Origin of the sequence: Bacillus atrophaeus (assembly GCF_039519175.1) — a bacterium.
Taxonomy (GTDB): domain Bacteria; phylum Bacillota; class Bacilli; order Bacillales; family Bacillaceae; genus Bacillus; species Bacillus atrophaeus.
The window spans coordinates 2654707-2676797 of the sequence record NZ_CP154443.1 but is presented as its reverse complement, the minus strand read 5'-3'; the positions used below and the strand labels follow the sequence as shown (position 1 = coordinate 2676797).

At 43.0% G+C, this 22091-nt stretch carries 26 protein-coding genes and 2 pseudogenes; 9 read left to right on the top strand and 19 right to left on the bottom strand.

Features of this window, described 5'->3' with window-relative positions; genetic code table 11:
* Nucleotides 1–36: 36 nt before the first annotated feature.
* The 7 genes from AAHT65_RS13585 to AAHT65_RS13555 form a co-directional block, all read right to left on the bottom strand.
* On the bottom strand, nucleotides 37–546 hold the full coding sequence (locus tag AAHT65_RS13585) for a sigma-70 family RNA polymerase sigma factor (protein ID WP_061670581.1): 510 nt from the start codon (nucleotides 544–546) through the stop codon (nucleotides 37–39).
* Nucleotides 547–662: 116 nt separating this feature from the next.
* A complete protein-coding gene (locus AAHT65_RS13580; RefSeq protein WP_035175083.1) occupies nucleotides 663–869 on the bottom strand; it encodes an XtrA/YqaO family protein in 207 nt (68 codons plus the stop codon).
* Nucleotides 856–1227, bottom strand: coding sequence for a hypothetical protein (locus AAHT65_RS13575; protein WP_061571295.1), 372 nt, complete (start codon nucleotides 1225–1227; stop codon nucleotides 856–858). The genes AAHT65_RS13580 and AAHT65_RS13575 overlap by 14 nt, the downstream gene beginning before the upstream one ends.
* 74 nt (nucleotides 1228–1301) lie before the next feature.
* The gene (locus AAHT65_RS13570; RefSeq protein WP_343310376.1) at nucleotides 1302–1469 is read right to left on the bottom strand and encodes a hypothetical protein; all 168 of its coding nucleotides are present in this window, start codon (nucleotides 1467–1469) and stop codon (nucleotides 1302–1304) included.
* Entirely contained in the window at nucleotides 1469–2269 is an 801-nt protein-coding gene (locus AAHT65_RS13565; RefSeq protein WP_343310375.1) for an ATP-binding protein, read from the bottom strand. Before AAHT65_RS13565 ends, AAHT65_RS13570 begins: the two co-directional genes overlap by 1 nt.
* Nucleotides 2169–3005: a winged helix-turn-helix domain-containing protein gene (locus AAHT65_RS13560; protein WP_343310374.1), complete on the bottom strand. Its 837-nt coding sequence runs from the start codon at nucleotides 3003–3005 to the stop codon at nucleotides 2169–2171. Before AAHT65_RS13560 ends, AAHT65_RS13565 begins: the two co-directional genes overlap by 101 nt.
* Nucleotides 2992–3171 (bottom strand): hypothetical protein, encoded by a 180-nt coding sequence (locus AAHT65_RS13555; protein ID WP_003327467.1) that lies wholly within the window; start codon nucleotides 3169–3171, stop codon nucleotides 2992–2994. The genes AAHT65_RS13560 and AAHT65_RS13555 overlap by 14 nt, the downstream gene beginning before the upstream one ends.
* Before the next feature lie 189 nt (nucleotides 3172–3360).
* Here AAHT65_RS13555 and xre point away from each other — a divergent pair, with 189 nt between their 5' ends.
* Together xre and AAHT65_RS13545 are read left to right on the top strand one after the other, a co-directional pair.
* A complete protein-coding gene (gene xre, locus AAHT65_RS13550; RefSeq protein WP_003327468.1) occupies nucleotides 3361–3702 on the top strand; it encodes an HTH-type transcriptional regulator Xre in 342 nt (113 codons plus the stop codon).
* A gap of 161 nt (nucleotides 3703–3863) precedes the next feature.
* Entirely contained in the window at nucleotides 3864–4481 is a 618-nt protein-coding gene (locus AAHT65_RS13545; protein WP_343310373.1) for an ImmA/IrrE family metallo-endopeptidase, read from the top strand.
* A gap of 154 nt (nucleotides 4482–4635) precedes the next feature.
* Here AAHT65_RS13545 and AAHT65_RS13540 read toward each other — a convergent pair whose 3' ends face one another.
* A complete protein-coding gene (locus tag AAHT65_RS13540; protein ID WP_343310372.1) occupies nucleotides 4636–5241 on the bottom strand; it encodes a poly-gamma-glutamate hydrolase family protein in 606 nt (201 codons plus the stop codon).
* Nucleotides 5242–5349: 108 nt separating this feature from the next.
* Here AAHT65_RS13540 and AAHT65_RS13535 point away from each other — a divergent pair, with 108 nt between their 5' ends.
* Complete coding sequence (locus AAHT65_RS13535; RefSeq protein ID WP_063637544.1) at nucleotides 5350–5727, top strand: PH domain-containing protein; 378 nt, start codon at nucleotides 5350–5352, stop codon at nucleotides 5725–5727.
* A gap of 59 nt (nucleotides 5728–5786) precedes the next feature.
* Here AAHT65_RS13535 and AAHT65_RS13530 read toward each other — a convergent pair whose 3' ends face one another.
* Nucleotides 5787–6746, bottom strand: coding sequence for an N-acetylmuramoyl-L-alanine amidase (locus AAHT65_RS13530; RefSeq protein ID WP_343310371.1), 960 nt, complete (start codon nucleotides 6744–6746; stop codon nucleotides 5787–5789).
* Nucleotides 6747–6870: 124 nt separating this feature from the next.
* On the opposite strand from AAHT65_RS13530, the pseudogene AAHT65_RS13525 reads away from it, so the two are divergent.
* Nucleotides 6871–7126: pseudogene (locus AAHT65_RS13525) on the top strand (YciI family protein); the annotation flags it as partial.
* A 37-nt stretch (nucleotides 7127–7163) separates the two neighbouring features.
* Here AAHT65_RS13525 and AAHT65_RS13520 read toward each other — a convergent pair.
* Both AAHT65_RS13520 and AAHT65_RS13515 read right to left on the bottom strand, forming a co-directional pair.
* Nucleotides 7164–7298 (bottom strand): PhrA family phosphatase inhibitor, encoded by a 135-nt coding sequence (locus AAHT65_RS13520; RefSeq protein ID WP_088116973.1) that lies wholly within the window; start codon nucleotides 7296–7298, stop codon nucleotides 7164–7166.
* Entirely contained in the window at nucleotides 7288–8424 is a 1137-nt protein-coding gene (locus tag AAHT65_RS13515) for a Rap family tetratricopeptide repeat protein (protein ID WP_088116972.1), read from the bottom strand. The genes AAHT65_RS13520 and AAHT65_RS13515 overlap by 11 nt, the downstream gene beginning before the upstream one ends.
* 258 nt (nucleotides 8425–8682) lie before the next feature.
* Here AAHT65_RS13515 and AAHT65_RS13510 point away from each other — a divergent pair, with 258 nt between their 5' ends.
* Together AAHT65_RS13510 and AAHT65_RS13505 are read left to right on the top strand one after the other, a co-directional pair.
* The gene (locus AAHT65_RS13510; protein ID WP_003327477.1) at nucleotides 8683–9144 is read left to right on the top strand and encodes a DinB family protein; all 462 of its coding nucleotides are present in this window, start codon (nucleotides 8683–8685) and stop codon (nucleotides 9142–9144) included.
* Nucleotides 9145–9533: 389 nt separating this feature from the next.
* The gene (locus AAHT65_RS13505) at nucleotides 9534–10298 is read left to right on the top strand and encodes a sulfite exporter TauE/SafE family protein (RefSeq protein ID WP_034718355.1); all 765 of its coding nucleotides are present in this window, start codon (nucleotides 9534–9536) and stop codon (nucleotides 10296–10298) included.
* 40 nt (nucleotides 10299–10338) lie between these two features.
* Here the strand turns inward: AAHT65_RS13505 and AAHT65_RS13500 are convergent, their stop codons facing one another.
* The 5 genes from AAHT65_RS13500 to uxaC all read right to left on the bottom strand — a co-directional run bounded on the left by AAHT65_RS13500 (nucleotide 10339) and on the right by uxaC (nucleotide 17256).
* A complete protein-coding gene (locus AAHT65_RS13500) occupies nucleotides 10339–11775 on the bottom strand; it encodes a UxaA family hydrolase (RefSeq protein WP_425524857.1) in 1437 nt (478 codons plus the stop codon).
* Nucleotides 11776–11833: 58 nt separating this feature from the next.
* A complete protein-coding gene (locus AAHT65_RS13495) occupies nucleotides 11834–13285 on the bottom strand; it encodes a tagaturonate reductase (RefSeq protein WP_343310367.1) in 1452 nt (483 codons plus the stop codon).
* Between the two features lie 74 nt (nucleotides 13286–13359).
* On the bottom strand, nucleotides 13360–14364 hold the full coding sequence (locus AAHT65_RS13490) for a LacI family DNA-binding transcriptional regulator (RefSeq protein ID WP_106271829.1): 1005 nt from the start codon (nucleotides 14362–14364) through the stop codon (nucleotides 13360–13362).
* Between the two features lie 76 nt (nucleotides 14365–14440).
* Nucleotides 14441–15829: an MFS transporter gene (locus AAHT65_RS13485; protein WP_343310366.1), complete on the bottom strand. Its 1389-nt coding sequence runs from the start codon at nucleotides 15827–15829 to the stop codon at nucleotides 14441–14443.
* 26 nt (nucleotides 15830–15855) lie between these two features.
* Entirely contained in the window at nucleotides 15856–17256 is a 1401-nt protein-coding gene (gene uxaC / locus AAHT65_RS13480; RefSeq protein ID WP_343310365.1) for a glucuronate isomerase, read from the bottom strand.
* Nucleotides 17257–17477: 221 nt separating this feature from the next.
* On the opposite strand from uxaC, the pseudogene AAHT65_RS13475 reads away from it, so the two are divergent.
* Together AAHT65_RS13475 and AAHT65_RS13470 are read left to right on the top strand one after the other, a co-directional pair.
* Nucleotides 17478–17665 (top strand): annotated as a pseudogene (locus AAHT65_RS13475) (IS1595 family transposase); the annotation flags it as partial.
* 65 nt (nucleotides 17666–17730) lie between these two features.
* Complete coding sequence (locus tag AAHT65_RS13470) at nucleotides 17731–18207, top strand: DinB family protein (RefSeq protein ID WP_094231832.1); 477 nt, start codon at nucleotides 17731–17733, stop codon at nucleotides 18205–18207.
* 165 nt (nucleotides 18208–18372) lie between these two features.
* On the opposite strand, the gene AAHT65_RS13465 is transcribed toward AAHT65_RS13470, so the two are convergent.
* The 3 genes from AAHT65_RS13465 to AAHT65_RS13455 all read right to left on the bottom strand — a co-directional run bounded on the left by AAHT65_RS13465 (nucleotide 18373) and on the right by AAHT65_RS13455 (nucleotide 20891).
* Nucleotides 18373–19551 carry an NAD(P)/FAD-dependent oxidoreductase gene (locus tag AAHT65_RS13465; protein ID WP_088116966.1) on the bottom strand — a complete coding sequence of 393 codons (1179 nt, stop codon included), beginning with the start codon at nucleotides 19549–19551 and terminating at the stop codon, nucleotides 18373–18375.
* A 40-nt stretch (nucleotides 19552–19591) separates the two neighbouring features.
* Nucleotides 19592–20014 carry a DUF1641 domain-containing protein gene (locus AAHT65_RS13460; protein WP_088116965.1) on the bottom strand — a complete coding sequence of 141 codons (423 nt, stop codon included), beginning with the start codon at nucleotides 20012–20014 and terminating at the stop codon, nucleotides 19592–19594.
* Between the two features lie 379 nt (nucleotides 20015–20393).
* Nucleotides 20394–20891 (bottom strand): cupin domain-containing protein, encoded by a 498-nt coding sequence (locus tag AAHT65_RS13455; RefSeq protein ID WP_063637536.1) that lies wholly within the window; start codon nucleotides 20889–20891, stop codon nucleotides 20394–20396.
* 131 nt (nucleotides 20892–21022) lie between these two features.
* Here AAHT65_RS13455 and AAHT65_RS13450 point away from each other — a divergent pair, with 131 nt between their 5' ends.
* Nucleotides 21023–22000: a multidrug resistance efflux transporter family protein gene (locus tag AAHT65_RS13450; protein WP_343310364.1), complete on the top strand. Its 978-nt coding sequence runs from the start codon at nucleotides 21023–21025 to the stop codon at nucleotides 21998–22000.
* Nucleotides 22001–22091: the final 91 nt, after the last annotated feature.

Sequence of the window (22091 nt, the reverse complement as noted above, 5' to 3'; positions counted from 1 at the left end):
CTATTCACTTATAGGTGGCAAACGTATGACAGCTTTTTAAGCTAAAGACAGTTTTCTTTCCTCTTTTTGTTTATGAATCTTTAATAAGGCCCGTTTGATGGTGGTTTGTACGGTTGATTTTTTCACGCCTAAAAGCGCGGCGATCCGTTCATATGAAAAGCATTCCACCTTATGCAAAAGAAACATTTCTTTTTCCCGTTCCGTTAACAATGATAATGCTTCTTTTATCCTTCGTCGGTCTTCGTCAGACACCTGTCCGTCCGGCACGAAATCAATAGCCGAGGAAAAAGATTCGATGATTCTCGGATCTTTAATGAGCAGCCTTTGATAGGCGTCGCGGCGGTCAATGGCTCTTCGGATTCCTGGCTGCCTTCCTTTTTCCAGCCATTCTGTCACATATTCTAAATCCGTAATGATGCTTCTGATAATTTTTTTATCTTTCAGCTTTTCAGCGGACAGCTCTGATTCGTCAGCTTCTCCAAGCTGTTTATACAGCTTTCTTGTCTGTTTCAATGTGCGTTTGTATTCAAATAATAAGTCTTCCATTCTGTTATCCTCCTCATTTTCGGAACAAAAAAAGGACACCAATCAACGCACAGATTTTGTGCAATTGATCAGTGTCCTCAGGCTTTCCGTCTTGGACATATTCTTTTGTGAAAGCTTTAATTCAATTTGTACCCAATTTCAAAATCGACGCGGGCCAGGTCTCCTTTTCTTGTTTCGACAAGGGTTTTTCCGTGCTCCGGCGCTTCTGTAAGCCAGGCTTCTCCCTTTAATCCGTCGACAATAATCACGCGGACCTTCCCATCCTCAAGCTGGCTTGCGAGTGTGATAGTATCTATGTTTATAAGTTTTTTAGGATTCATTATTTATTTTCCCCCGTTTTTGTGTGTCCTCTGCTTTTTCCTTCACCCGTTCAAGCTTATCTATGACAACGTGTTTGCAGTCCGGCGACTCGCCTTTCAGAAAATCGAGCGCGTCCTTTACCGCTTCCAATAGCTCAGGCGCTGAAGCCATGAGCCGTGCATTTCCGTCTTGCGAGTACGAGCTGAGGTCAAACACAGCTGCGATCAGCCTGCCGTTTGAATAAGGGAATCTCCCCTTATCTTCTTCACTGTAAGCAGAATAAATATAGATCGGTTTTGATTCGCCGCCCGAGACTGCCTGCCACGGAGCGGGACTGCTTTTCCATTGTTTATTTTGCACTTGATCCTCACTTTCCGTCATCTTCATACCATTCTTCAATTTCTTTTTCCTTCCGTTTCGCCTGAAAAAACAGACATAACAAGGCCTTGATAAGCTTAATCAAGAGCATTCAGCCTCGCTTTCCCGGCTTCAATCACCAGTTCCAAATACGCAATAACAGGTGTCAAATCAGAGCCGGCCCTGCAATTCGGGCATGGCCTAAAAACGGCTCCAATGCTTGTCGATTCAACGATCACTTTTTTGTTTTTGCACAGCCTGCACATTACCGTATGCCCTCCAATCTATGATTCAGATCAAATACGTTTCCTTTTATAATCACTAAGTAGTCGCTGCACATTTCATAGATTCTTGTCCCGAGCGCTTCATCCACCCTCACAAGTTCTTCGACGGTGAGTTCGCTTGAAAGGAGAATCGGTTTATGATTTAAGTAGCGATAATTGATGACTGAATACATTTGTTCAATCTGCCAGTCAGTAGCTCTCGGCTTTCCGTTGGCAGGCTTAAATAAATCATCAATGAACAGAACGCCGGACTGTTTGATACGGCTGAGCTTTGCTTCCAGCAAATCGAAATCATTTTTTAAATCAGTAAAACCCTCCACAAACGGAAAATATACGACAGGAACGTGCTGCGTTTTCATCAGCCGGTTGGCAGCAGCTGTAAGCAAATGCGTTTTACCTGAGCCGGGCTGCCCTAAAAGAGCTATACTGTTTTTACGTGCGGACTGTATGTCTTGAAAGTGTTCAACAAATTCGGCCGCACACTCGTACGCATCAATCACTGCCTGAGGCTTCCCTGCCGTATGGAATCCCTCAAAGCTCAGCTTGCTGAATTCAGCGGTAATTTCACTTGCGCCGAGCAGCCGCCTTACTTTTCGTTCACCGACACAGCCGCATACCGCCCATATGTCCTGTCCGTTTTGTTTTTTGAGAAAGCCCCCTTGGTCCTTGCAAGCCGGACAATCATAACGGTTTTCGTCTGATTCGTCCGATTTGTTCACCAGTAATGGATGTTTTCCGCTTCTCAGTTCGGCAAGGATTTGTTCGAGCGTTCGTTTGGTCATTTGGCATATTCCTTTCTTTTAAAGGCATAAAGTCTTTTTTTACTTGCTGAGCGGAAAATCGGTCATCAATGAATTTCGCGCAATAACTGAAGGCCTTTATCGTTTCCGCGGCACTTGTACGCCGTTTTTCAAAAGCGTCAAAACATTGGTCAAGCCATTTGATTGTCTGCAGCACGGGAACACCCCGGCCGACAATTCGGGCGATGGCTTGATAATCACGAGAGGAAGGGTATACAGTGCGCCCCTCTTGCGCAGATCTCAGCTCTGTAAAATGGTTTGCAATGGCATCAACCGCTTTATCAGCAGCAGTATGAATCATTGTGTTATCTTTATCAGACAGGACGTTATTGTCCGTCCTTTGCGGCATCTTTGTCCGCTCCATAGCGCCAGAGTGGTCTTGCTTGTCCGTTCTGGGAATAAACTTTTTCGAATGCCGGACTGAAATCATTACTCCGTAAGGCGCACGCCTCACTAAGATGTAACCGTTCTTTTCCAACTGGTCGAGCCATCTTCTGACGGTTTTTTCACTGACTCCGAATACGTCCGCCATCTCCTTTGCTTTTAACGGCTTATGTCCCAGCACAATGCCCCAGTTCACGCCATCTTTTCTTCTCTCTTTAGTCGTTGAGCTGATAAACCACAGAAACAGCCACACAGCCGAACCCATTTTGTCATAATGTTCTGAATTCAACAGTCCTGAATATGTGAAAAACGGATAGCTTTTATTCCTCTCCACCTTGCTCCCCCGCCTTCTTCAATCGCAAATACAGTTCGTATTGCGCACGATTTTCAAATTGAAACACAGGATGGCCGTTCGACGTGAATGTGATCGATCCGCCTGTCTTTCCAAGGTGCTGCTGATCTATGGGATTTTGACTGAAAACAATTTTAATCGGATTCATTTACCCGCCTCCTGATACAAAATTTTTCTCTTTTTGATACGTTTTGTATCTTTATGTTTTTGATTATAAACGATACATTACGTATCATCAAGTTATTTTTGATACTTTTTTTATCAATTATTTATTTTGATACCGTTTGTATCTATAATAAGAGTAACTTAGGGAGTTTCCAAAAAGAGAGGTCATACGATGATAGGCGGCAGATTGAAGAGTCTCAGAGGAAAAAAAACACAAGAAGAAATCGCAAACCATATCGGTGTATCACGCGCCAGATATTCTCACTATGAAAACGGCCGCAGCGAACCTGATTATGAAACACTGCAAAAATTGGCCGATTACTTTCAAGTGACAACCGATTATTTGCTGACAGGAAAAGAAAAAAAGTCTGACGATGACATCTTTTCAGACCCGGATTTACAGATCGCTTATCGGGATATGCGGGACTTTTCTCCGGAAAGCAAACAGCAAGCGATCGAATTCATTAACTATTTAAAAGAAAAAGAGAAAAACCGAAAACCGAAAAATAAATAAATGTCCTTTGTTCTCTAAATAATATGATAAATAGGCCGATATAAAGAATGGTGTTTATTTTTATAAGAAAAGGGAAAGACTTCTACAAACTTTTTCAGTCCTGTAACAGGGCTTTTCTTTCTCACACAAAACGGAACATATGTTCGAAAAGGGGTATTCAATTGGGCGATTACTTATCACATCTGGAGGAATACGTAAAAAATGTATACTGCCGTCTGGGAATGACTTCTCCTCAGCACATTGACATGCTGAGAATTGCAAGAGAACTTGATATTTGGGTTCATTTTGAAGACACAGGAAGTATGATGGTGAAGCATGACGGAATGTACAGTATTGTCTTAAATCAAAGGCAATCCGCAGAGGAGCAATGGGAGGACTTTGCGCATGAGCTGTGCCACGTGTTAAAGCACGCCGGCAATCACTTTCATATGAACAAGCTTTTTAGAGAGCTTCAGGAATTTCAAGCCAATCAATTTATGTATCACTTCTGTGTGCCGACCTTTATGCTGTTACAAATGGAATTTCCGCAGTGGAGAAGCCACGCTGTTTCCATGATTGCTTCCGTGTTCCGCGTTACAAAGAAATTTGCGGAAAGAAGGCTGGAGCTTTTCGAACAGCGTAAAGCAGGTATTCAATTTCAGAAGCGGCTGGCTTATCTCCTGTCAGATAAGCGGCACACTAAAGACGCTCCCCGTGAATGGTTCGGCTATCAGGAAACTGAGCAGCCGCAATCACTGGTTGCCGAACAGCAAATGCAATATCATTACAGTAAGTATTAATTAGCAAAGCCGGCCTGTTTTACAAGACAGGCCGGCTGACAGTCCAGAACTTTGACATTGGGTATTGAAGCTCTTTTATACAAGAGTATTCCTCCCACTGCACATTCACACAACTTACGAAGGCAGTGAGAGATATTGCAGGTCCAGTACCCAATCATTCTCTGCAAAAGGCAGCCTTTACCGCGCTGACATATCGTGAGAAATGCTCATTTTTTGTCCGGTCCCGCTCTCGCCATCCAAAGTCGTCAAATAATGCGCTTCGCTGAGCCGTGCTTAACTCTAATTGGACGCCAAGCGTTTTATTGCTTCTGTTCACAATATTCATCGGATGCACACCAGCCAATTGCTCTTTATCCGACACAAGTTCAGCGCTGAATCCTGATGCCTTCAGGCTTTCAGCAACAGCCGCGGCTCTGGGCCGGTCAGTGCCGCCGACCAAGGTGTGCCGCCGGTTCGGATCCCGGTAGCCGTGAATGGAAAGTGCGTATTGATGTGCCTTTACCTTCTCAAGTGCGAGCGGTTCATTAAACCTAGTGCTTGTCACATGCAAGGCTTGGTTGTTGCGGCGTTTCATTCCTTCAAACAGATAAACGGAACATTCATCGGAAAAGGCCCTCACCAGCTCGCTTACTCCCGGCTCAATTCCGCCGCCGTGCGGGCTCAGTACGATGCGGTCGCTTCCGCTATTCTCCTCATAGATAATCCGGTATTCTGATTCTGCAGCGGCGAGAGACTTAAAACTGTGATAGACATCTTTCATTTCTGGTGCGCTCCTTTATTTAGTGGCACCAGTTTATCCTATAAAACTATAAATGAAAACCCTTTTGTAGTATGATGTGCTGGAAGAAACTCGTATGGAGGGGATCGTATGGGATTTATCAACGGCATGTTCGGAAATGCCTCAACTGTTTCAAAAGCATCTGCCGAAGCAGAACTCGCTTCTATTTTAATAGAGGGAGAGAGTGTGGATGCTGCATTTAAATTAGTGCGTGATTTAATCGTCTTTACGGAGAAACGCCTGATTCTTGTCGATAAACAGGGCCTCACAGGAAAAAAGACAGAATACCAATCTATACCGTATAAAAGCATTTCCAGGTTCAGCATTGAAACGGCCGGCCGTTTTGATCTTGATTCAGAGCTTAATATTTGGATTTCAGGCACTGAACTTCCGGCGGTATCAAAGCAATTCAAGAAGGATGACAGCATTTACGACATTCAAAAGGTGCTTGCTGCGGTTTGTATGTAATAACTCTTTTTATTGACCAAAAAGAAGCTTCTGCACGAAGAGAAGCTTCCTTTTTTCAATTATACGAGTTTCGCCATCATCCGCGCTTTCGTCTTCGGCCCATAAATTCCATCAGCCGTTAAGCCGTTCATTAATTGGAACCGTTTTACCGCATTTGCCGTTTTTGCTCCGTAAAAGCCGTCTACCCCGTTGTTTTTCGCCCCTTTGTCAGGATAAAAATAAAGAGCTGCCAGCGCTCTTTGCACTTGAATGACTTTTGTTCCCTTCGTCAGCGGACTCGTTAATTTGATCACACCTGATGGGAGCGGATATGCAGGAGCTGATTCGCTTACCGCTGCGGACTTTGCTTGCGTCTGATTGATTTTCAGTACCTGGCCGGCTTTGATTTTATTAGGATCTGAGATATTGTTCCAGCTTTGCAGCTGCTTCACACTGACACCTGAGGCTTTGGCAATCGCAGATAACGTATCTCCTTTCTTCACCTGATAAGATGAAGTCACGGCTGCTGTCTTTTTTGAAGAGAAACTGCTGCCGCTTACTTCTTTCTCAATAGCGGCCTTCACTTGATCCCAGCGTCCCTCTGATAAGATGCGGTGCGGACAATACTTGCCGTTCCAATCCTGATGCTTTCTGACCCGGTCGATGCCCCAGCCTCGCTCCTTTAAAAGCTGCGCCACAAATTTCACAGCCAAGGCTTCAGCCGTCCGGTACTTTTCGCCTCCCGACTTGCTGTAGCAAATTTCCACACCGATGGACTTGCGGTTTCCAGTGCCGTTCGTGCCGTCTCCCGTATGCCATGCGTTCCGGTTCAAAGGCAGTCCCTGAATCACTTCTTTGTCATCAACCGCAAAGTGGAAGCTTGTAGAGCTATTGTTCCCGATCATGTAGCTGATTTCATTAGCGGCAGACGCGTCATTCGCCGTATTGTGAATCGTAATGTATTCAGCATTCATAGCGTTGGGACATTTCAGCGTGTACTTATCCGCAGAAACCAGATTCTTCTTGACTTCAATCGTCACCTATCATCTCTCCTTTTTCTTTTTATCATGAATAGGTGGCATTCGTAGGACGGGCAGAGTATGACATCAGCCCTTCATTACTGGTTAAAAGTGTTAAAATCGAGATAGATAGGAGAAATGAATGATGAAGACTTATTTGATGCTGACTGTAAAAACAGATCGTTTTGGTACGGGGCACGTACCCGGCCACTATGCAGGTTTGGACCGTTTACAAGCGGAAAACCGCTTAAACATGTTCGGTCTATTCAGCGATGCCACGGGCGGCTTATACGTAATCGAGGTGAATTCATTAGAGGAAACGTCTGAAACCGGTTCATTCGGAACCACTTGTTAAGAGCAGGTTCTCTCAACTTATTAAGAAGAATCCGGCGGATAAAAAAGACCCTTCAGCAAAACGAAGGGTCTTTTTGGCTATTGTCACGTTTGGTTGCGCGCTGCAATATCAAACGTATTCCCTGTTTTGTCTGCTGTTTCACCTGCATGAGGCATCACCTGAGTAAAGCTGAATCCGACCGCAACGAGCAACAAACCTGTCATCAATTTAGATTTCATATAAACAATCTCCTCTCTGGATTTGTTTTTGTGCGTGCACCATCTTTTCGTAAAATGCGAGTGCTTTTTCGGGCTGTCCATTTTCAATATAAAATTGGGCAGCATCATGCGCCAGCTCTTCGACATAGGGATATAGCATATTTTCCTCAAGAAATTGGAATGTGCGAGCCACTGATTCTGTATCAACGCTCTTTCCGTATAAGGCATGCAGAAACTGAAACAGCTTTACAAATAATTCATCACAATATTGATAGGCAATTTCCAAGCCTTGCTGATATTGCTCCTGCGCTGCGGTGTAATTTTTTTGTTTATAAAGAACTTGAGTTAATGAGTAGATAGAATGCGGAAGATTGTCGAACTTTTCTGACTTGCAAATGGATACGGATTTCTCAAAGTATTCAGCTGCCTTGTAGAGGTCGCCCATTTTTTCGTAACAGTTTCCAAGATTGTATAAGGCCGAACTAATGAGACGGGGGCTGCCTTCTTTTTTTGCAAGATCTAAAGCCAGTTCTAGGTGGGGCAATGCTCTTTCTGGATACTGCATATCATCATAATTCCCTGCAATAACGAATTCACATTGGATTCTGCGGACGGTGTAAGTTTCATACGATTGGTATGTCTCTAGCGCCTGGATGGCATAACTCATCGAAACATAGGTCTGTTTTAAGTTGTAAAAAATCTCAGCCATTTTAAAAGCAAACTCAGCTTTTTCAATATCATCTGAAACAAAAGCAAGATTTTTTTCTGCCCGTTTGTAAAACATCATCGCGTTCAGAAACATTTTCTGTTTAAATTCATACATCCCGCGAAAAAAATTGAAGTAATAGTCGAGCAGTCCGGTCAGCTTGTACTGATTCCCTTCAATGTCTTCTAATAATTCTGAAAATTCTAGTTGAGATGCGTCCCCTTCCAAAGGCTTGATGTAATCCAGCATGACGCGATGTCTAAATTCCATTAAAGAATAATACAGCAGTAAATCTTGGTCTTCTTCCATATCCTCAATTTCTCTCTCTACTTCCAGCTTGACGCGTTCTGCATCTGCCACGTGGAACTGTCGGATATGTGTGTACCATTCATTAATTTTTAGCCCGACAAAAGAGGACGGAATAGTCTGCTTCATCCTCAATTTATCCCCCCTTTATGAATGACCGAGATATGTCATATTTTATCATATTTACAAGAAAAAGAAGAACGCAAAAAGACCGCAATTGTCGAATTTCGGCTAACCGCAAGCTTATTTCGAAAAGAAAAAGCCGAATTCTCCGCTATTTCCTCAGATTCTTCTGCATAATTTAAATGCTTAAGGCTTTTTGCTTGTGTCTTGATGATTAATGATATAGCATTTCATTGCAGTTTCATTTTCCTAACTATGGAGGGGTGTCCTATGAGTAAAACGAGTCACATTGTCAGCCATTTTTTATCACACCGGAACGTAACAGTTGAACTGATCGAAAAAATCAGCAAAGAGCATTATAGCTACAAACCTGCGGAAACATCCATGTCAGCAGAAGAGATGGCCAAACACATGCTTTTCTCTTTCTATCAATTCGCAAATGTCATTAAAGAAGGAAGCCCGGCTCCTTTCCAAAACCCGCCGGAAGAAACAGAGACTGATCTTAACGTGTTAGCGAAATCATATACTGAAAAAACAGCTGCCATTTTGGAAGATTTGACAGAGGAGCAGATGAATAAAGAAATTGATCTGACAGCCGCCTTTGGCAGAAAAGTAACTGGTGCGGCGCTGCTGCAGCTTGCAATGGAGCATGAAATCCACCATAAAGGCAATCTCTTTGTTTATGTCAGAGAGATGGGACATACGGAATTGCCCTTTTATCAACAAAAATAAGCTAAACGAAAAAAGATACCTGCCGTCCAGGTATCTTTTCTTTGTTATCCCATAATTAGCAGCGTCCATGTGTTTAAATGGCTGCCACTTTCGCATCTGAATAAAAAAAGACGCATATCAATATTTATCACGGCTTGGAGCAAGGAGATCAAAGGCTTGTCGTTGAACTTGTGACAGACCATGTGAATAAAGATGTGAAGTGAAAAATAGGCACGCCGGTCTTGATCTGGGAAACCAGAATCAAGACCGGCTTTTTTTGTATGGTTGGGTATCACTCTTTTCAGATGTTTTCATTAATATATATAAAATTCTAAATTTTCGATTGCTAAAACGGGATTAATTATATATAATCTTATAAAAATAATCGGAATTAAGCAGGAGGCATTATGATCAGCATCAGCATTATAATTATGGGTTTGTTTGTAGGCACTCTGGTTGGTTTAACAGGGGTTGGAGGCGCCGCGCTTTTGACCCCGCTTTTGATTTTATTGGGAATTAATCCGTCCATTGCGGTCGGAACTGATCTTGTTTATAATTCGATCACAAAGCTGTTTGGCGTTGCTTCACATTGGAAACAAAAAACCATCAACCTCAAGCTCGTCAAATACTTAGCCATCGGCAGCATTCCGAGCGCTTCGGCTGCGATTGGAATTCTTCACATGTTCCCTGCCTTTCACCAGCACCAAGAGGAGATTATCAAACACGCGCTCGGTTATGTGATGACATTGGTTGCGCTCTCCATTATCATTCGTGTTTTTTTAGATAAAAAACTGCGTCCGAACCGCTGGCAGCTGAAATCCCTGGAGGATAAACGCGCGCTTACAATTCTGATCGGAGTGGTATTCGGTTTTATCGTGGGGTTAACCTCAATTGGGTCCGGCTCGTTATTTGCGATTGCTATGCTGTATTTATTCAAAATGAAAACCTCTGAAATCGTTGGAACCGATATCGCCCATGCCTTTCTGCTCGTCACGGTAGCGGGTCTGCTGAATGCGAGTTTCGGAAGCGTCGATTATCTGTTAGCTGCCAATTTGCTGATCGGATCGATTCCCGGCGTCCTGCTCGGCAGCCATTTCTCGCCTAAATTTTCGCCCCGTCCCTTACAATTCATTATGGCCGCGATCATATTAATAAGCGGGTTAAAACTGATTTAACTGCGTAAAGGCCATCCGCTGCCGGATAGCCTTTTTTTCTTTATAGCGTAACACCCGATTTAAAAATGGCCAATTCTCTGAAATCATTCTTTTCATTATTCACAAATTTCCCGCTTGCAGCCTCAATGATATAATCAATAAACTCTTTTAAGACCGTTTCCTCAGATATATTGTCTTCTAACATACGGCCCGCATCAAAATCAATCCAGTGGGGTTTCGTTTGATAGAGCTGAGAATTCGTTGATATCTTCACCGTCGGGACAAATGTGCCGAACGGCGTGCCTCTTCCCGTCGTAAACAGCACAATCTGGCACCCGGCCGCGGCTAAAGCGGAGGAAGCGATTAAATCATTTCCCGGCGCACTCAGCAGGGTTAAGCCTTTTGTCTTGAGAACTTCCCCGTACTTTAACACATCCGCCACCTTAGATATGCCGGCTTTTTGCGTACAGCCAAGTGATTTATCTTCAAGCGTCGAAATGCCCCCCTCCTTGTTTCCGGGTGACGGATTTTCATAGACCGGCTGTTCGTGTTTGACAAAATAGTGTTTAAAATCGTTAATCAAATCGACGATCTTATGAAACACCTCTTCATCAGCAGCCCTTTGCATCAATATCGTTTCAGCACCGAACATTTCCGGCACTTCAGTGAGAACGGTGCTGCCCCCTTGAGCGATAATATAATCGGAAAACCTGCCCAATAAGGGGTTGGCGGTGATTCCTGAAAAGCCGTCTGAACCTCCGCACTTCAAGCCGATTTTCAGCTCTGATAATGGGATATCCTCACGTTTATCTGTTTTTGCCGCTTCATGTATCTCCTTCAGCAGTGTCACGCCTTCTGATAATTCATCTTTCACAGACTGAGACTCAAGAAATTTCACCCGGTCTGTCTCCGTATCATGAAGCGCTTTTTTAAGGACTGACAATTCATTATTCTCGCAGCCGAGTCCTAAAACCAATACACCGCCCGCATTAGGATGACGTATGGCGTTGAGCAGCATTTGTTTCGTATTTTCGTGATCATCGCCAAGCTGCGAACAGCCGTATTGGTGCTTTAATACGAGTACATTGTCAAACGGAGCAATGTCTCCTATTTCTTTCTCAAACCGCTGAATCATTTTCTCTGCGATGCCGTTCACACAGCCTACGGTCGGCACAATCCATAGTTCGTTCCGCACGCCGGCACTTCCGTTTTCTCTTCGATATCCTTTAAATGTCCTGCTTTCATAAGGAAAAGGATTTTCTTCGAAGACCGGTGTATAGCTATATGTTTGGATATCACTTAGATTTGTTTTGGAATTATGGACGTGAATATGCTCGCCGGCAGAGATGTCTTTTGTCGCCCGTCCGATGGGAAAACCATACTTGATAATACTGCTGTTCTCTTTTATATCAATTAATGCTATTTTGTGGCCTTTTTTGATATGGTCCTTTAGCTCAACCGTTTGGCCGTCCGTTTGTAGCTGCTCTCCTTTTTTCATATCCCGCAAAGCCAGGAGCACGTTATCATTTTTATGAATTTGCACATATGCTTTCAATTCACTTCACCTCTTTTATACAGCATTCTTCAAGCGCTTGTTTCATCCCCCGTTCATGAATCATACCTAGGAAAAAAGCGGTTCTTTTGGTCAGCCCGGGGATCTCATTCAAATTCGAGCCCCACAGCTGCTGTTCGCCTAATGCAGTTGAAGCTATGGTGTACATATCTTTATCCTGCCCGCTCCATACTTTTTTGAAAAAGCTGAGAATGTTCGGACTGTCCTGAAGCTCAATGGTTTCCCCATCTCTGATACCCCGGTAATAATAAAGCAGAGCGCTTAACGCAAACACCAAACGTTCCGGCAGATGCCCCTTCTGTCTGACATAAACGGCTAGGGTTGGAAGATTCCGCGTGGTGAATTTAGAGACAGAGTTTAGCGCGATGCTGTGCAAATAATGTTTCATAAACGGATTTTTAAACCGTTCAAGCACCTCCTCCGCATATTCAGTAAGCCCTTCCATGTCTAAAGTCGGTATGATTTCTTCAAAAATAAGCTCTCGGACGAAGCGCCCCGTCACCTCATGCTCAATCGTTTCGCCAACCGTATCCAAGCCGTACAAATATGATACTGGCGTTATTGCCGTATGAGCGCCATTTAACATTCTGACTTTCTTCGTCCGGTAAGGAGCAAGATCATCAACAATCAACGTATTTAAGCCGGCCTTGGCGAAAGGAAGTTCATCCTTAAGATCATCGGGGCCTTCTATCACCCATAAATGATATTGCTCCCCCACTACGACTAAATTGTCTTGATAACCAAGCGCAGCGGTGATCTCATCAATCGTGTCAACAGGAAAACCGGGAACAATCCGGTCTACTAAACTATTACAAAATGTATTAGCATGATGAATCCAGTTCGTAAAACCTTCTCCCAATTGCCAAAGCGCCGCATATTTGAGAACGATTTCCTTCAGCTTGCGGCCGTTTTCTTCAATTAATTCACAAGGAATGATTATACAGCCCTTTGTCGAATTTCCCGTAAATGCCTGATACCGAAAGTATAGAAATGCTGTTAATTTCCCAGGGAATGTTTGCTGCGGCTTATCATCCAAACGGTCTTCCTCATTAAACATAATGCCGGCCTCGGTTGTATTAGAGACGATAAAACGAAGCTCCTCTTCGGCGGCAAGCTTTTTAAAAGATTGATAGTCAGAAAAAAGATCAATGCCGCGGCTGATGGAGCTGATAATCATATGCTCGCTTTTCGGGTGTCCATTTTTCATACCCTGCAAAAAAAGAGTATATAATCCATCCTGCTCATTTAATGTCTTGATTTTTTTCGAACCTCTCGGCTGCACCGCGACCACACTTCCTTGAAATCCAGCCTCCTGATTCAGCTTCTCAACCTGCCAGTCAACAAACGCCCGCAGAAAGTTTCCTTCTCCGAATTGAAGAATTTTTTCAGGATATTGCTTGTATCCTTCATAGATGCTTTTATTAAGCTTTTGCAAAGAGTACCGCCTCCTTTTCGATTTTATGCACACGTTAACATTTTCGCGTATAAGGAATCCCGCTTGTAAACGGGTCATTGCTGTGTAAGTTTTCTGACCGAATCTCTTACTATAAACTCGGTGTTTTCGAATATTTTTTCGCTCTTGAGACACGGGTCGTGAATCAGCGCTAAAATTTTTTCCGCACCGAGTACACTTATATTTTCAACCGGCCGTTTGACCGTTGAGAGCCTCGGCGTGATATATTGAGAAAAACCAATGTCATCAAATCCGATAACAGATATATCATCAGGGACACGCAGCCCTTTCGCGAAAATGGCGTTCATCGCTCCAATGGCCATGTCATCATTTGAACAAAAGACTGCCGTGGGAGGATGCGGAAGCGCCAGCAGCTTATCCATCGCCTGAAATCCGCTTTCCATATCATATTGTCCCTTTACACTGTATTCATGATTGATCGGAATATGATGGCGAATTAACGCTGACAAATAGCCTTCTTTACGCTGCTGGGACGACTTAAAGCCCTCGATTCCCTCAATAATTGCGATATCTCTATGGCCGTTTTTAATAAAGTATTCGACTGCTTGCTGAGAACCTTCTTTATCATTCGATAAAATGTTCGTAATGCTTCTGTCATCAATATCCCGGTTCAGGACGACAAGCGGGATGTTTTTTTCTCGAATATGGTAAATAAACGAGTTGTCAATATCACTCTGGCTCATCAAAATAATGCCGTCATATCTGATATGGTTAATGGTGTCGTAGCTTTTAAGATCATCAATTCCCCGCACAAACAGATTATATTCTTCACTGATGACACGGTTTACGCCTTTAATGGTATCGGCGAAGAAACTGTGTGAGGTGCCGTTTGTGATGCTTGTAAAGAAAAGCCCGATGGTGTGGGATTTCTGCATGGCAAGACTTTTGGCATTGACATTTGGCGTGTAATTCAGCTGTGTTGCGAGGTCAAGGATTTTTTTCTTTGTATGCTCTTTAATGTACGGGCTGTCATTCAGCGCTCTGGAAACGGTCGTGTGGGATACGTTTGCGAGTTTTGCGATATCTTTTATGGTTACCATCTGTTTCCCTTCCTTATTTAGCCTGCTGCGATTTTAATCATATTGTATCATCAACGTCCAGCCTCTAACACTTTGTTTAATGTGTTTTGGCGCTGTTTAACTCTTTAATGATCTCTGCATGCTGTCTGTCGGTTAATTTGTACATCCACCCGATAATCAGCATCGCGCATGTTAAAGCAATCGCCGGATATAAAAGAAGCAGCCCTTTAATCCCCGTCAGCGTATCAGCGGTTTGTACGGCATTCGGCACATACCCAATGAGACTCAGACCCACGCCGGAAAGGAACCCCGACAGAGATTGTGCAAGCTTTCGCGAAAAATTAAACAGCGAATAGGTGGTGGCTTCTTTCCGCACCCCTGATTTCCATTCGCCGTAATCAATAATATCAGAGACAAGCGCCCACGTTATGCCGTTGGGAATACTGATCCCGATAAATGCAATGCTTGCCAGAATGGTAAACAGATAGACATTTGCAGGCAGGAAGAAATTAGCGAGATCAGCCGCAATACTGATGGAAAAGCCGATCATGGCCGTTTGTTTTTTTCCAAACCGCTTCACAAGCTTTGGCAGAAAAACAACACCTAAGAAGGACGAGCCTATAATGATAAAACTCATATATGACATTAATTGAACGTTATGAAGATTATATTGGGCAAAATACACAAGCATCGCTGATTTGATGTTATAAGCGGAGATAGAAAAAATCGTCATTAGTACTAGAGTCAGCAATGGCTTATTGATGATAAACGTTTTCGCAACGGATGTGAAAGATAACTTCTCCTTCGGGGCTTCATGTACGATAATTCTCTCTTTACAATTTCGATAACAGATATAAAAGCCGGCAACGCCAATAACAGACATCATTCCCATCACAACTGGATAGCCGATATGCACATTGTCGAACTGTACGAGAATCGGAATAACAATCACGCTCGTGATGAGCAAGGCGCCCAATGAACCAATTTGGCGAAACGTTGAAAGAGCGGTCCTGTCTTCTGCATCCTGTGTAATCGCCGCGCCGAGCGAACCGTACGGGATGTTGACAAACGAATAAGCCACCCCCCACAGCATGTACGACGCGTACGCATATACAAGCTTCCATGTAATGGAGACATCCGGCGAAACGAAAATCAAGACGGTCAAAACCGCAAGCACGATGCTTCCGAATAACAGATACGGCCGGAATTTACCTCTTGGCCCGATATTTTTTCTGTAATCAATAGCTGAGCCGACAATCGGATCGGTAATGGCCGCAAACAGCTTGCTGACTAAAAAAATACTTCCTGCATATACGGCCGGAATGCCGGCGACATCCGTGAAAAATTTCAATAAATAAATTTGCCCCAGATCAAACATAAATCCGTTCCCAAAATCACCGAAACCGTAGGATACCTTCTCTTTCAAACTCAGCTTTTTTTCTTTGACATGAGTAGATGCATCCGTATTTATAACTATCTGGCTCATAAGTCACCTCAAATGGATGAGTATTTTCAAAAGCGGAAGTACTCTTTTGCATTGTTATAGCAAATTCCCTGGACAATTCCTCCCAATAGCTCCGCATCAAGCGGCGCCTCTCCATTCTCCGCCCACTCTCCGATCAGATTGCAGACAATTCTTCGGAAATATTCATGGCGCGTGTATGAAAGAAAACTTCTTGAATCTGTCAGCATCCCAATAAACCGGCTGAAAAGGCCTACGTTTGATAACGCTTTCATTTGTTCGGTCATACCGTCTTTTGAATCATTGAACCACCATGCCGTGCCGAACTGAATTTTCCCCGGTGTCACGCCGTCTTGAAAGCTGTTGATCATGCTGGCGATAACATAGTTATCATTGGGATTCAGGGAATACAAAACCGTTTTTGGCAGCTGGTTTTTCTCCTCAACGGAGTTTAGGAGCCGGTACAGAGGCTTGGCGATTTTTTCATCATTCATAGAATCATAACCGGAATCCGGTCCTAATTTTTTCATCATTTTCGTATTGGTATTTCGCAGCGCGTTGATATGAAATTGCATCGCCCAGTCTAATTCAGTATATAACCCGCAGAGAAATTGAAGCGTATACGTTTTAAACTTCTTCTCATCCTCATAAGAGACTCCGCTTCCTTGCAATCTCGCAGAAAAGATAGTGCCCGCTTCATCCTTTGTTGTCTCTGCATAAACCATCGAGTCAATCGCATGATCGGATACCCGCCCGCCTGCTGAATGAAAAAAACGAACCCGTTTCTCTAAAGCCTGTAAAAAGCCATCATAGTCTGTAATGGAAGAGGCTGCTGCGTGTTCTAACGCCTGCACCCACTCAAGAAAGCCTTCGCGGTTGATTTCAAGTCCCTTATCCGGCCGGAATCCGGGTACAACTTTGACAGGAAATTCGCCGCTTTCCTTTAATGAAAGATGATATTCCAATGAATCTATGGGATCATCCGTCGTACATATCACTCTTACATTTGATTTTGTGATAAAATCTCTGGCTGTAAAACCTTCGCCTTGAAGAAGCTCGTTTGTGCGCTGCCAAATGGCGGGAGCCGTTTTTTCATTAAGTATGTCATAAATTCCGAAAAAACGGCGCAGTTCCAAATGAGTCCAATTATACAGCGGATTTCCAATTGCCATCGGCACCGTCCTCGCCCACGCCATAAATTTCTCTTCGTCTGATGCATCACCAGTAATAAATCTTTCTTCAATGCCATTCGATCTCATGATCCGCCATTTGTAATGATCTCCGTACAGCCATGCCTCCGTTATATTGTTAAATCTTTTACTCTCATAGATTTCTTTCGGACTTAAATGGCAATGATAATCAATAATCGGCATCTCTTTTGCATAGTTTTGATACAAATTGACAGCGGTTTCATTATTAAGCAGAAATTGTTCGTCCATAAATGATTTCATCTTCTCACCGTCTTTCTATTATATTTTGCGCCAAAATGTTAACGTTAACATTTTGGTTGGTTTCATTTTACCTGTTTATTCCTGTAACTTCAATCTCTATTTACAAATAAATTGTTAACGCTCTCATTTTTGGAACCTAAAAACGCTATTGGCATAATTACTTTTCACCATACAATGTTGACATCTAAATTCTTGGTATAATCATTATAAGAACGAACATTCTGGGTGTAAGGTTGAGCAATTTATTAAGCCACATAGACAAACTATCACATACCCATGGGTAAAACGCTATGTTGAACCTTCATCGTCTTTTGGCGGTCGTCTAATCAACGAAATGAGAGAAACTCGTTTCAAAGAAGGTTTTGAGTGTCCTCATTGTGCATCCGAACACGTTGTCCGATTTGGAAAATGTAGTGTGTAGTTTTAGAGATAATAGTCTAATTGGATAAATAATTTAATATTGGAGTGCTTATAATGATAAATTTTTTTGAGTATAACTGGCAGGTTAGAGACGAATGGTTTCACTGGTGCAATCAACTAACAACAGAAGAGTTGTTAAAAGACCGCATAGGTGGAGTAGGCAGTATTTTATACACTCTTTTTCACATTATCGACGTTGAATATAGTTGGCTTCGTGGTATTCAGGGTAAAGAAGATGTGGTATTTAATTTTGATGATGATAAGACTCTTGCGAGGGTTATAACTCTCTCAAATACATTGCGATATGAAATAGTTGAATTTTTAAAGACTAATACACATGAAATACACGATGGATTTGTAACGGTTCCCTGGGATGAAAATGAATACACTAAAAATGAAATATTACATCATATAATTGCCCACGAAATTCACCATATCGGTCAACTTTCTGTTTGGGCAAGAGAATTAGAACTAATGCCTGTACCTGCTAATTTTATCGGCAGAAAGTTAAAATCTGTATATTCCTTTTAAAGTAAGGTTAGTTGAACAGGATTGGGAACCATTAGGTGGGTTCCTTTATTTTTATCTAATAATCAACATTAACATTTAACACAGCCTAAAAATAAAAAAAGACATTACCTCCAAGCGTCCCAGAAAGGGCGCTTTTCGGCAATGTCTACAGACAGCTTGTAAGACTTAGTAAGCCAAGCTGAAAAGACCTTTAATATGTGTTAAATAACGTACATTACTTGCTTCTTTCATCAAGGAAGCAGGCATACCTTTAAGAGGCGTAGCGTTTGCTCCAATGATCGCAACCGCGTCTTTGCGGCCAAGACTTGCAAGTGTACCGGAGTTTACCGGCTTGAACGTTTCTAACGTTTTGTTTTCTAAGTAAGCATACAGGTTGTAACCGATAAGCTCACCCATTTGCCAAGCAATTTGCGCTGTCGGCGGGTATGGACGGCCGTCCGGCGCAAAGTAAACCGCGCTGTCTCCGGCAACAAATACATCTTCGTGAGAAGTAGATTGAAGGAAATCATTAACAGTAGCGCGTCCGCGATTCACTTCAAGGCCAGATTCGCCCACTAATGGATTTCCTTGTACGCCGCCAGTCCAAACAAATGTGTTTGTCACGATTTTTTGGCCGTCTTTCAGGTCAACAACGTTTCCTTCCACATTTGTAACAGGAAGACCTGTTAAGAACTCAACGCCTCGTTTTTCAAGACTTGCAGTCGCGCGTTCGATTAAGTCGTCAGGAAGCACAGGAAGGATTTTCGGACCTGCTTCAACCAATTTCAGCTTAATTTCGTTAGGGTCTACGCCGTAGCTTTTCGCAAGATTCGGCATGATGTCAGCAAGTTCACCGACAAGTTCAACACCAGTTAACCCGCCGCCGCCGATAAGGATCGTTGCGTCAGCTTCATTTTTTGTTTTCGCATACTCGCGCACACGGTCTTCAACATGCTTGTAAATCTTGTTCGCATCTTCAGCTGATTTAAGCACCATGCTGTTTTCTTGAAGTCCTGGGATGCCGAAGTAAGCTGTTACGCTTCCAAGTCCTACAACAAGCGCATCATACGTTAATGAAGAACCGTCTGAAAGAGCCACTTCTTTTTTATCAACAGAGAAAGAGTTTACAGCTGCGATTTTAAGATCGATATCTTTTCCTTTTAAAAGCTTCTCTAACGGCATAGCAATCGCTTTTTCAGAAACGTTGCCTGCTGCCAGACGGTGTAATTCCGTAATGATTTGATGAGTCGGGTATTTGTTAACCACTGTTACTCGCGCTTCATCTTTACTGTAATGTTTGCGAACTGTTAAAGCAGATAGGACACCGCCGTAGCCAGCGCCTAAAATGACAATATGTTTTGACATCGTAAATCCTCCGTCCTTTATTCAAATTAATCTACGTATATTATTTTTGGTTTTCGCGTTCAGACATGACCTGCAAGTAGCTTTGAGCGAAGCGGAACAGCTTCTGAGCCTGAGGGTCTTTCAGCATTCTGAGCAAACCGAAAAGTCCGATGACTTCATTGCTTTCATCCGCGCGGTCTTTTGCTTCAATTGCTGTTGCAGCTACTTCTTTAGCCGTTTCTTTTACAGGCTCAAGAATTTCTGTAAGCGCACCCACTGTGTCGCTCTTCAATACTTCATCAGTCGCAACTGACTGTGCGAAATCATATGACTTCGTCAAAATGTTCACCAACTCAGTCAGTTTTGGAAGCTGGTCTACTAATGCAGTCAATGATTCTTGAACTTCTGGTTTTAACAGCTGATCAATTAAATCTTGTTGACCTTGGCTAACAGATACATTTGTTTGATCGATTGTTTCTGGCATATCCGATTCTCCTTTACTATAAGCGATGTGCTGATTTTTTTTGGAAAGGGCAGTACACTCTCAATCCCACGCCTTTCAGGGCATGAGAAGAAGGATTGTGAATTTATGCACAATCATCTGCAAAAATAAATGTTTCCTACCCAGTTTTTCACTTTGCCATATTCAGTATTATTTTTATCTCCTAAAAACAATTGAATAAGTCAAAATCCCTTTTCCCCTCTGAAAATAGCAAACTTAAAAAACCCAATTTATATTTACTTCTATATGATAACACTTTTTGAACAAAATTTGAACGTGAATTGTTTCGTTTATGAAATTAATTTATATGGAGCTTGAGTTATAACGTTTCTAAAATACTATATATTTACAAAAAATAAATTTAAGCCTTCTGCCAAATATCAAGGAGCGGCTCTCTTTTTCCCGTTATTGGATCTCGGTCTGGAAGCGGCACTCGTTTGATTCTTTCTATCGCTTCTGTGCGCTCTCCCGGTTTTCCTGTCTTCAGATCGTACTGCCGGCCGTCCGGGTAAGCCCCGATAACAGTAAAATCTGAGCTTGAGTCTATATTCTTATGCCCCGTTCCTGCGGGAATCACCGCCGCATCCCCCTCCTGCACGCTGATGCTGACTCCTTCTTCCCCGCCGAATTGAATGGTGGCGCTTCCTTTTATGACCACAAGCACTTCGTGGGTATTGCTGTGGTAATGGTGCTGTTGAAATACGCCCCCTGCCCAGCTGTTTGTCCAGTGGTTTTGGTTTACGATTTGCTCCGCCTGCTCCAGCCGGCCTTTTAAAGCTTCTTTGTAAATAACGAGCGGAAGGGCCGGATGATTCGGAATGCTACCGCCGTCTTGCAGAAAAAATGTGTCTGTTTTCATTTAATCGCCTCCTGTTTTTTTCATTCCACTTCTAAAACCTCTCAAAACACGATAACTTTCTGACAACTTATTGCGATAAGACTCTGCGGATAGTATAGTATAAAAAATATCATGCCAAAATGAGGGATATTATGAAAGCGATATTAGTAGGAATATTGGCTTCACTTTTCTTTGCTGTTACTTTTGTTTTGAACAGAGCGATGGAGCTTTCCGGGGGAAGCTGGTATTGGAGCGCTTCTTTACGCTTTATTTTTATGGTTCCGTTTTTATTATTCATCGTCATGATGAGGGGGAAATTAACGCCTCTTTTAAAAGAAATGCGCAAACACCCGTTGTTTTGGCTCAAGTGGAGTTTTGTAGGCTTTGTGCTTTTTTACGCTCCGATAACTTTTGCCGCTGCATTCGGACCGGGATGGCTGGTAGCCGGGACATGGCAGATTACCATTGTGGCCGGTGTGCTTTTATCCCCTTTCTTTTATGAAACAAAGGACCTTCCGGGCGGTCCGCAGCTTGTGCGGCAAAAGATTCCGCTCGCTGCCCTGATGACGTCTTTTATCATTCTTCTCGGGGCGGGGATCATCCAGCTTCAGCATGCGGAATCTCTATCTGCCAAGATGCTGCTTTTCAGTGTATTGCCTGTTGTCATCGCAGCTTTTGCTTATCCGCTTGGAAATCGAAAAATGCTCGTCAAATATGGAGGGAAGCTTGATACATTTCAAAGGGTGCTTGGCATGACATTGGCAAGCCTTCCGTTCTGGCTTCTGTTAGCTGCTTACGGTTGGTGGTCTGACGGTCTGCCAAGCATGGGACAGACGGTTCAATCTTTTATCGTCGCCATCAGTTCGGGCATTGTTGCGACAGTATTATTTTTTTGGGCGACTGACATGGTAAGGAATCATCCGCAAAAGCTCGCCGCGGTTGAAGCGACACAATCTGGCGAAGTGATTTTTGCCTTGCTTGGCGAAATGATTTTATTATCAGGTGCATTCCCATCTCTCCTATCATTTTCAGGCTTGTTATTCATCATTACGGGAATGATTTTACACACCTTCGCCTCCAGGCAAAGAATTCCCAAAGCTGCTGCCAAAGAGAAAGCACAATCTATCTGATAGGATGATATTCAATCCGGAGAACATATCACAGTGTTCTCCGGATTTCTGCTTTCCCTCCTCTTTACAAGTGCTGAATTCACGTTATATT

Bases quoted from the DNA above. Each gene is read 5' to 3' on its own strand.
- AAHT65_RS13585 (WP_061670581.1), bottom strand. From the start codon at position 546: ATGGAAGACTTATTATTTGAATACAAACGCACATTGAAACAGACAAGA.
- AAHT65_RS13575 (WP_061571295.1), bottom strand. From the start codon at position 1,227: ATGACGGAAAGTGAGGATCAAGTGCAAAATAAACAATGGAAAAGCAGT.
- AAHT65_RS13570 (WP_343310376.1), bottom strand. From the start codon at position 1,469: ATGTGCAGGCTGTGCAAAAACAAAAAAGTGATCGTTGAATCGACAAGC.
- AAHT65_RS13565 (WP_343310375.1), bottom strand. From the start codon at position 2,269: ATGACCAAACGAACGCTCGAACAAATCCTTGCCGAACTGAGAAGCGGA.
- AAHT65_RS13555 (WP_003327467.1), bottom strand. From the start codon at position 3,171: ATGAATCCGATTAAAATTGTTTTCAGTCAAAATCCCATAGATCAGCAG.
- xre (WP_003327468.1), top strand. From the start codon at position 3,361: ATGATAGGCGGCAGATTGAAGAGTCTCAGAGGAAAAAAAACACAAGAA.
- AAHT65_RS13540 (WP_343310372.1), bottom strand. From the start codon at position 5,241: ATGAAAGATGTCTATCACAGTTTTAAGTCTCTCGCCGCTGCAGAATCA.
- AAHT65_RS13535 (WP_063637544.1), top strand. From the start codon at position 5,350: ATGGGATTTATCAACGGCATGTTCGGAAATGCCTCAACTGTTTCAAAA.
- AAHT65_RS13520 (WP_088116973.1), bottom strand. From the start codon at position 7,298: ATGAAATCTAAATTGATGACAGGTTTGTTGCTCGTTGCGGTCGGATTC.
- AAHT65_RS13510 (WP_003327477.1), top strand. From the start codon at position 8,683: ATGAGTAAAACGAGTCACATTGTCAGCCATTTTTTATCACACCGGAAC.
- AAHT65_RS13500 (WP_425524857.1), bottom strand. From the start codon at position 11,775: ATGAAAAAAGGAGAGCAGCTACAAACGGACGGCCAAACGGTTGAGCTA.
- AAHT65_RS13490 (WP_106271829.1), bottom strand. From the start codon at position 14,364: ATGGTAACCATAAAAGATATCGCAAAACTCGCAAACGTATCCCACACG.
- AAHT65_RS13485 (WP_343310366.1), bottom strand. From the start codon at position 15,829: ATGAGCCAGATAGTTATAAATACGGATGCATCTACTCATGTCAAAGAA.
- uxaC (WP_343310365.1), bottom strand. From the start codon at position 17,256: ATGAAATCATTTATGGACGAACAATTTCTGCTTAATAATGAAACCGCT.
- AAHT65_RS13470 (WP_094231832.1), top strand. From the start codon at position 17,731: ATGATAAATTTTTTTGAGTATAACTGGCAGGTTAGAGACGAATGGTTT.
- AAHT65_RS13465 (WP_088116966.1), bottom strand. From the start codon at position 19,551: ATGTCAAAACATATTGTCATTTTAGGCGCTGGCTACGGCGGTGTCCTA.
- AAHT65_RS13460 (WP_088116965.1), bottom strand. From the start codon at position 20,014: ATGCCAGAAACAATCGATCAAACAAATGTATCTGTTAGCCAAGGTCAA.
- AAHT65_RS13455 (WP_063637536.1), bottom strand. From the start codon at position 20,891: ATGAAAACAGACACATTTTTTCTGCAAGACGGCGGTAGCATTCCGAAT.
- AAHT65_RS13450 (WP_343310364.1), top strand. From the start codon at position 21,023: ATGAAAGCGATATTAGTAGGAATATTGGCTTCACTTTTCTTTGCTGTT.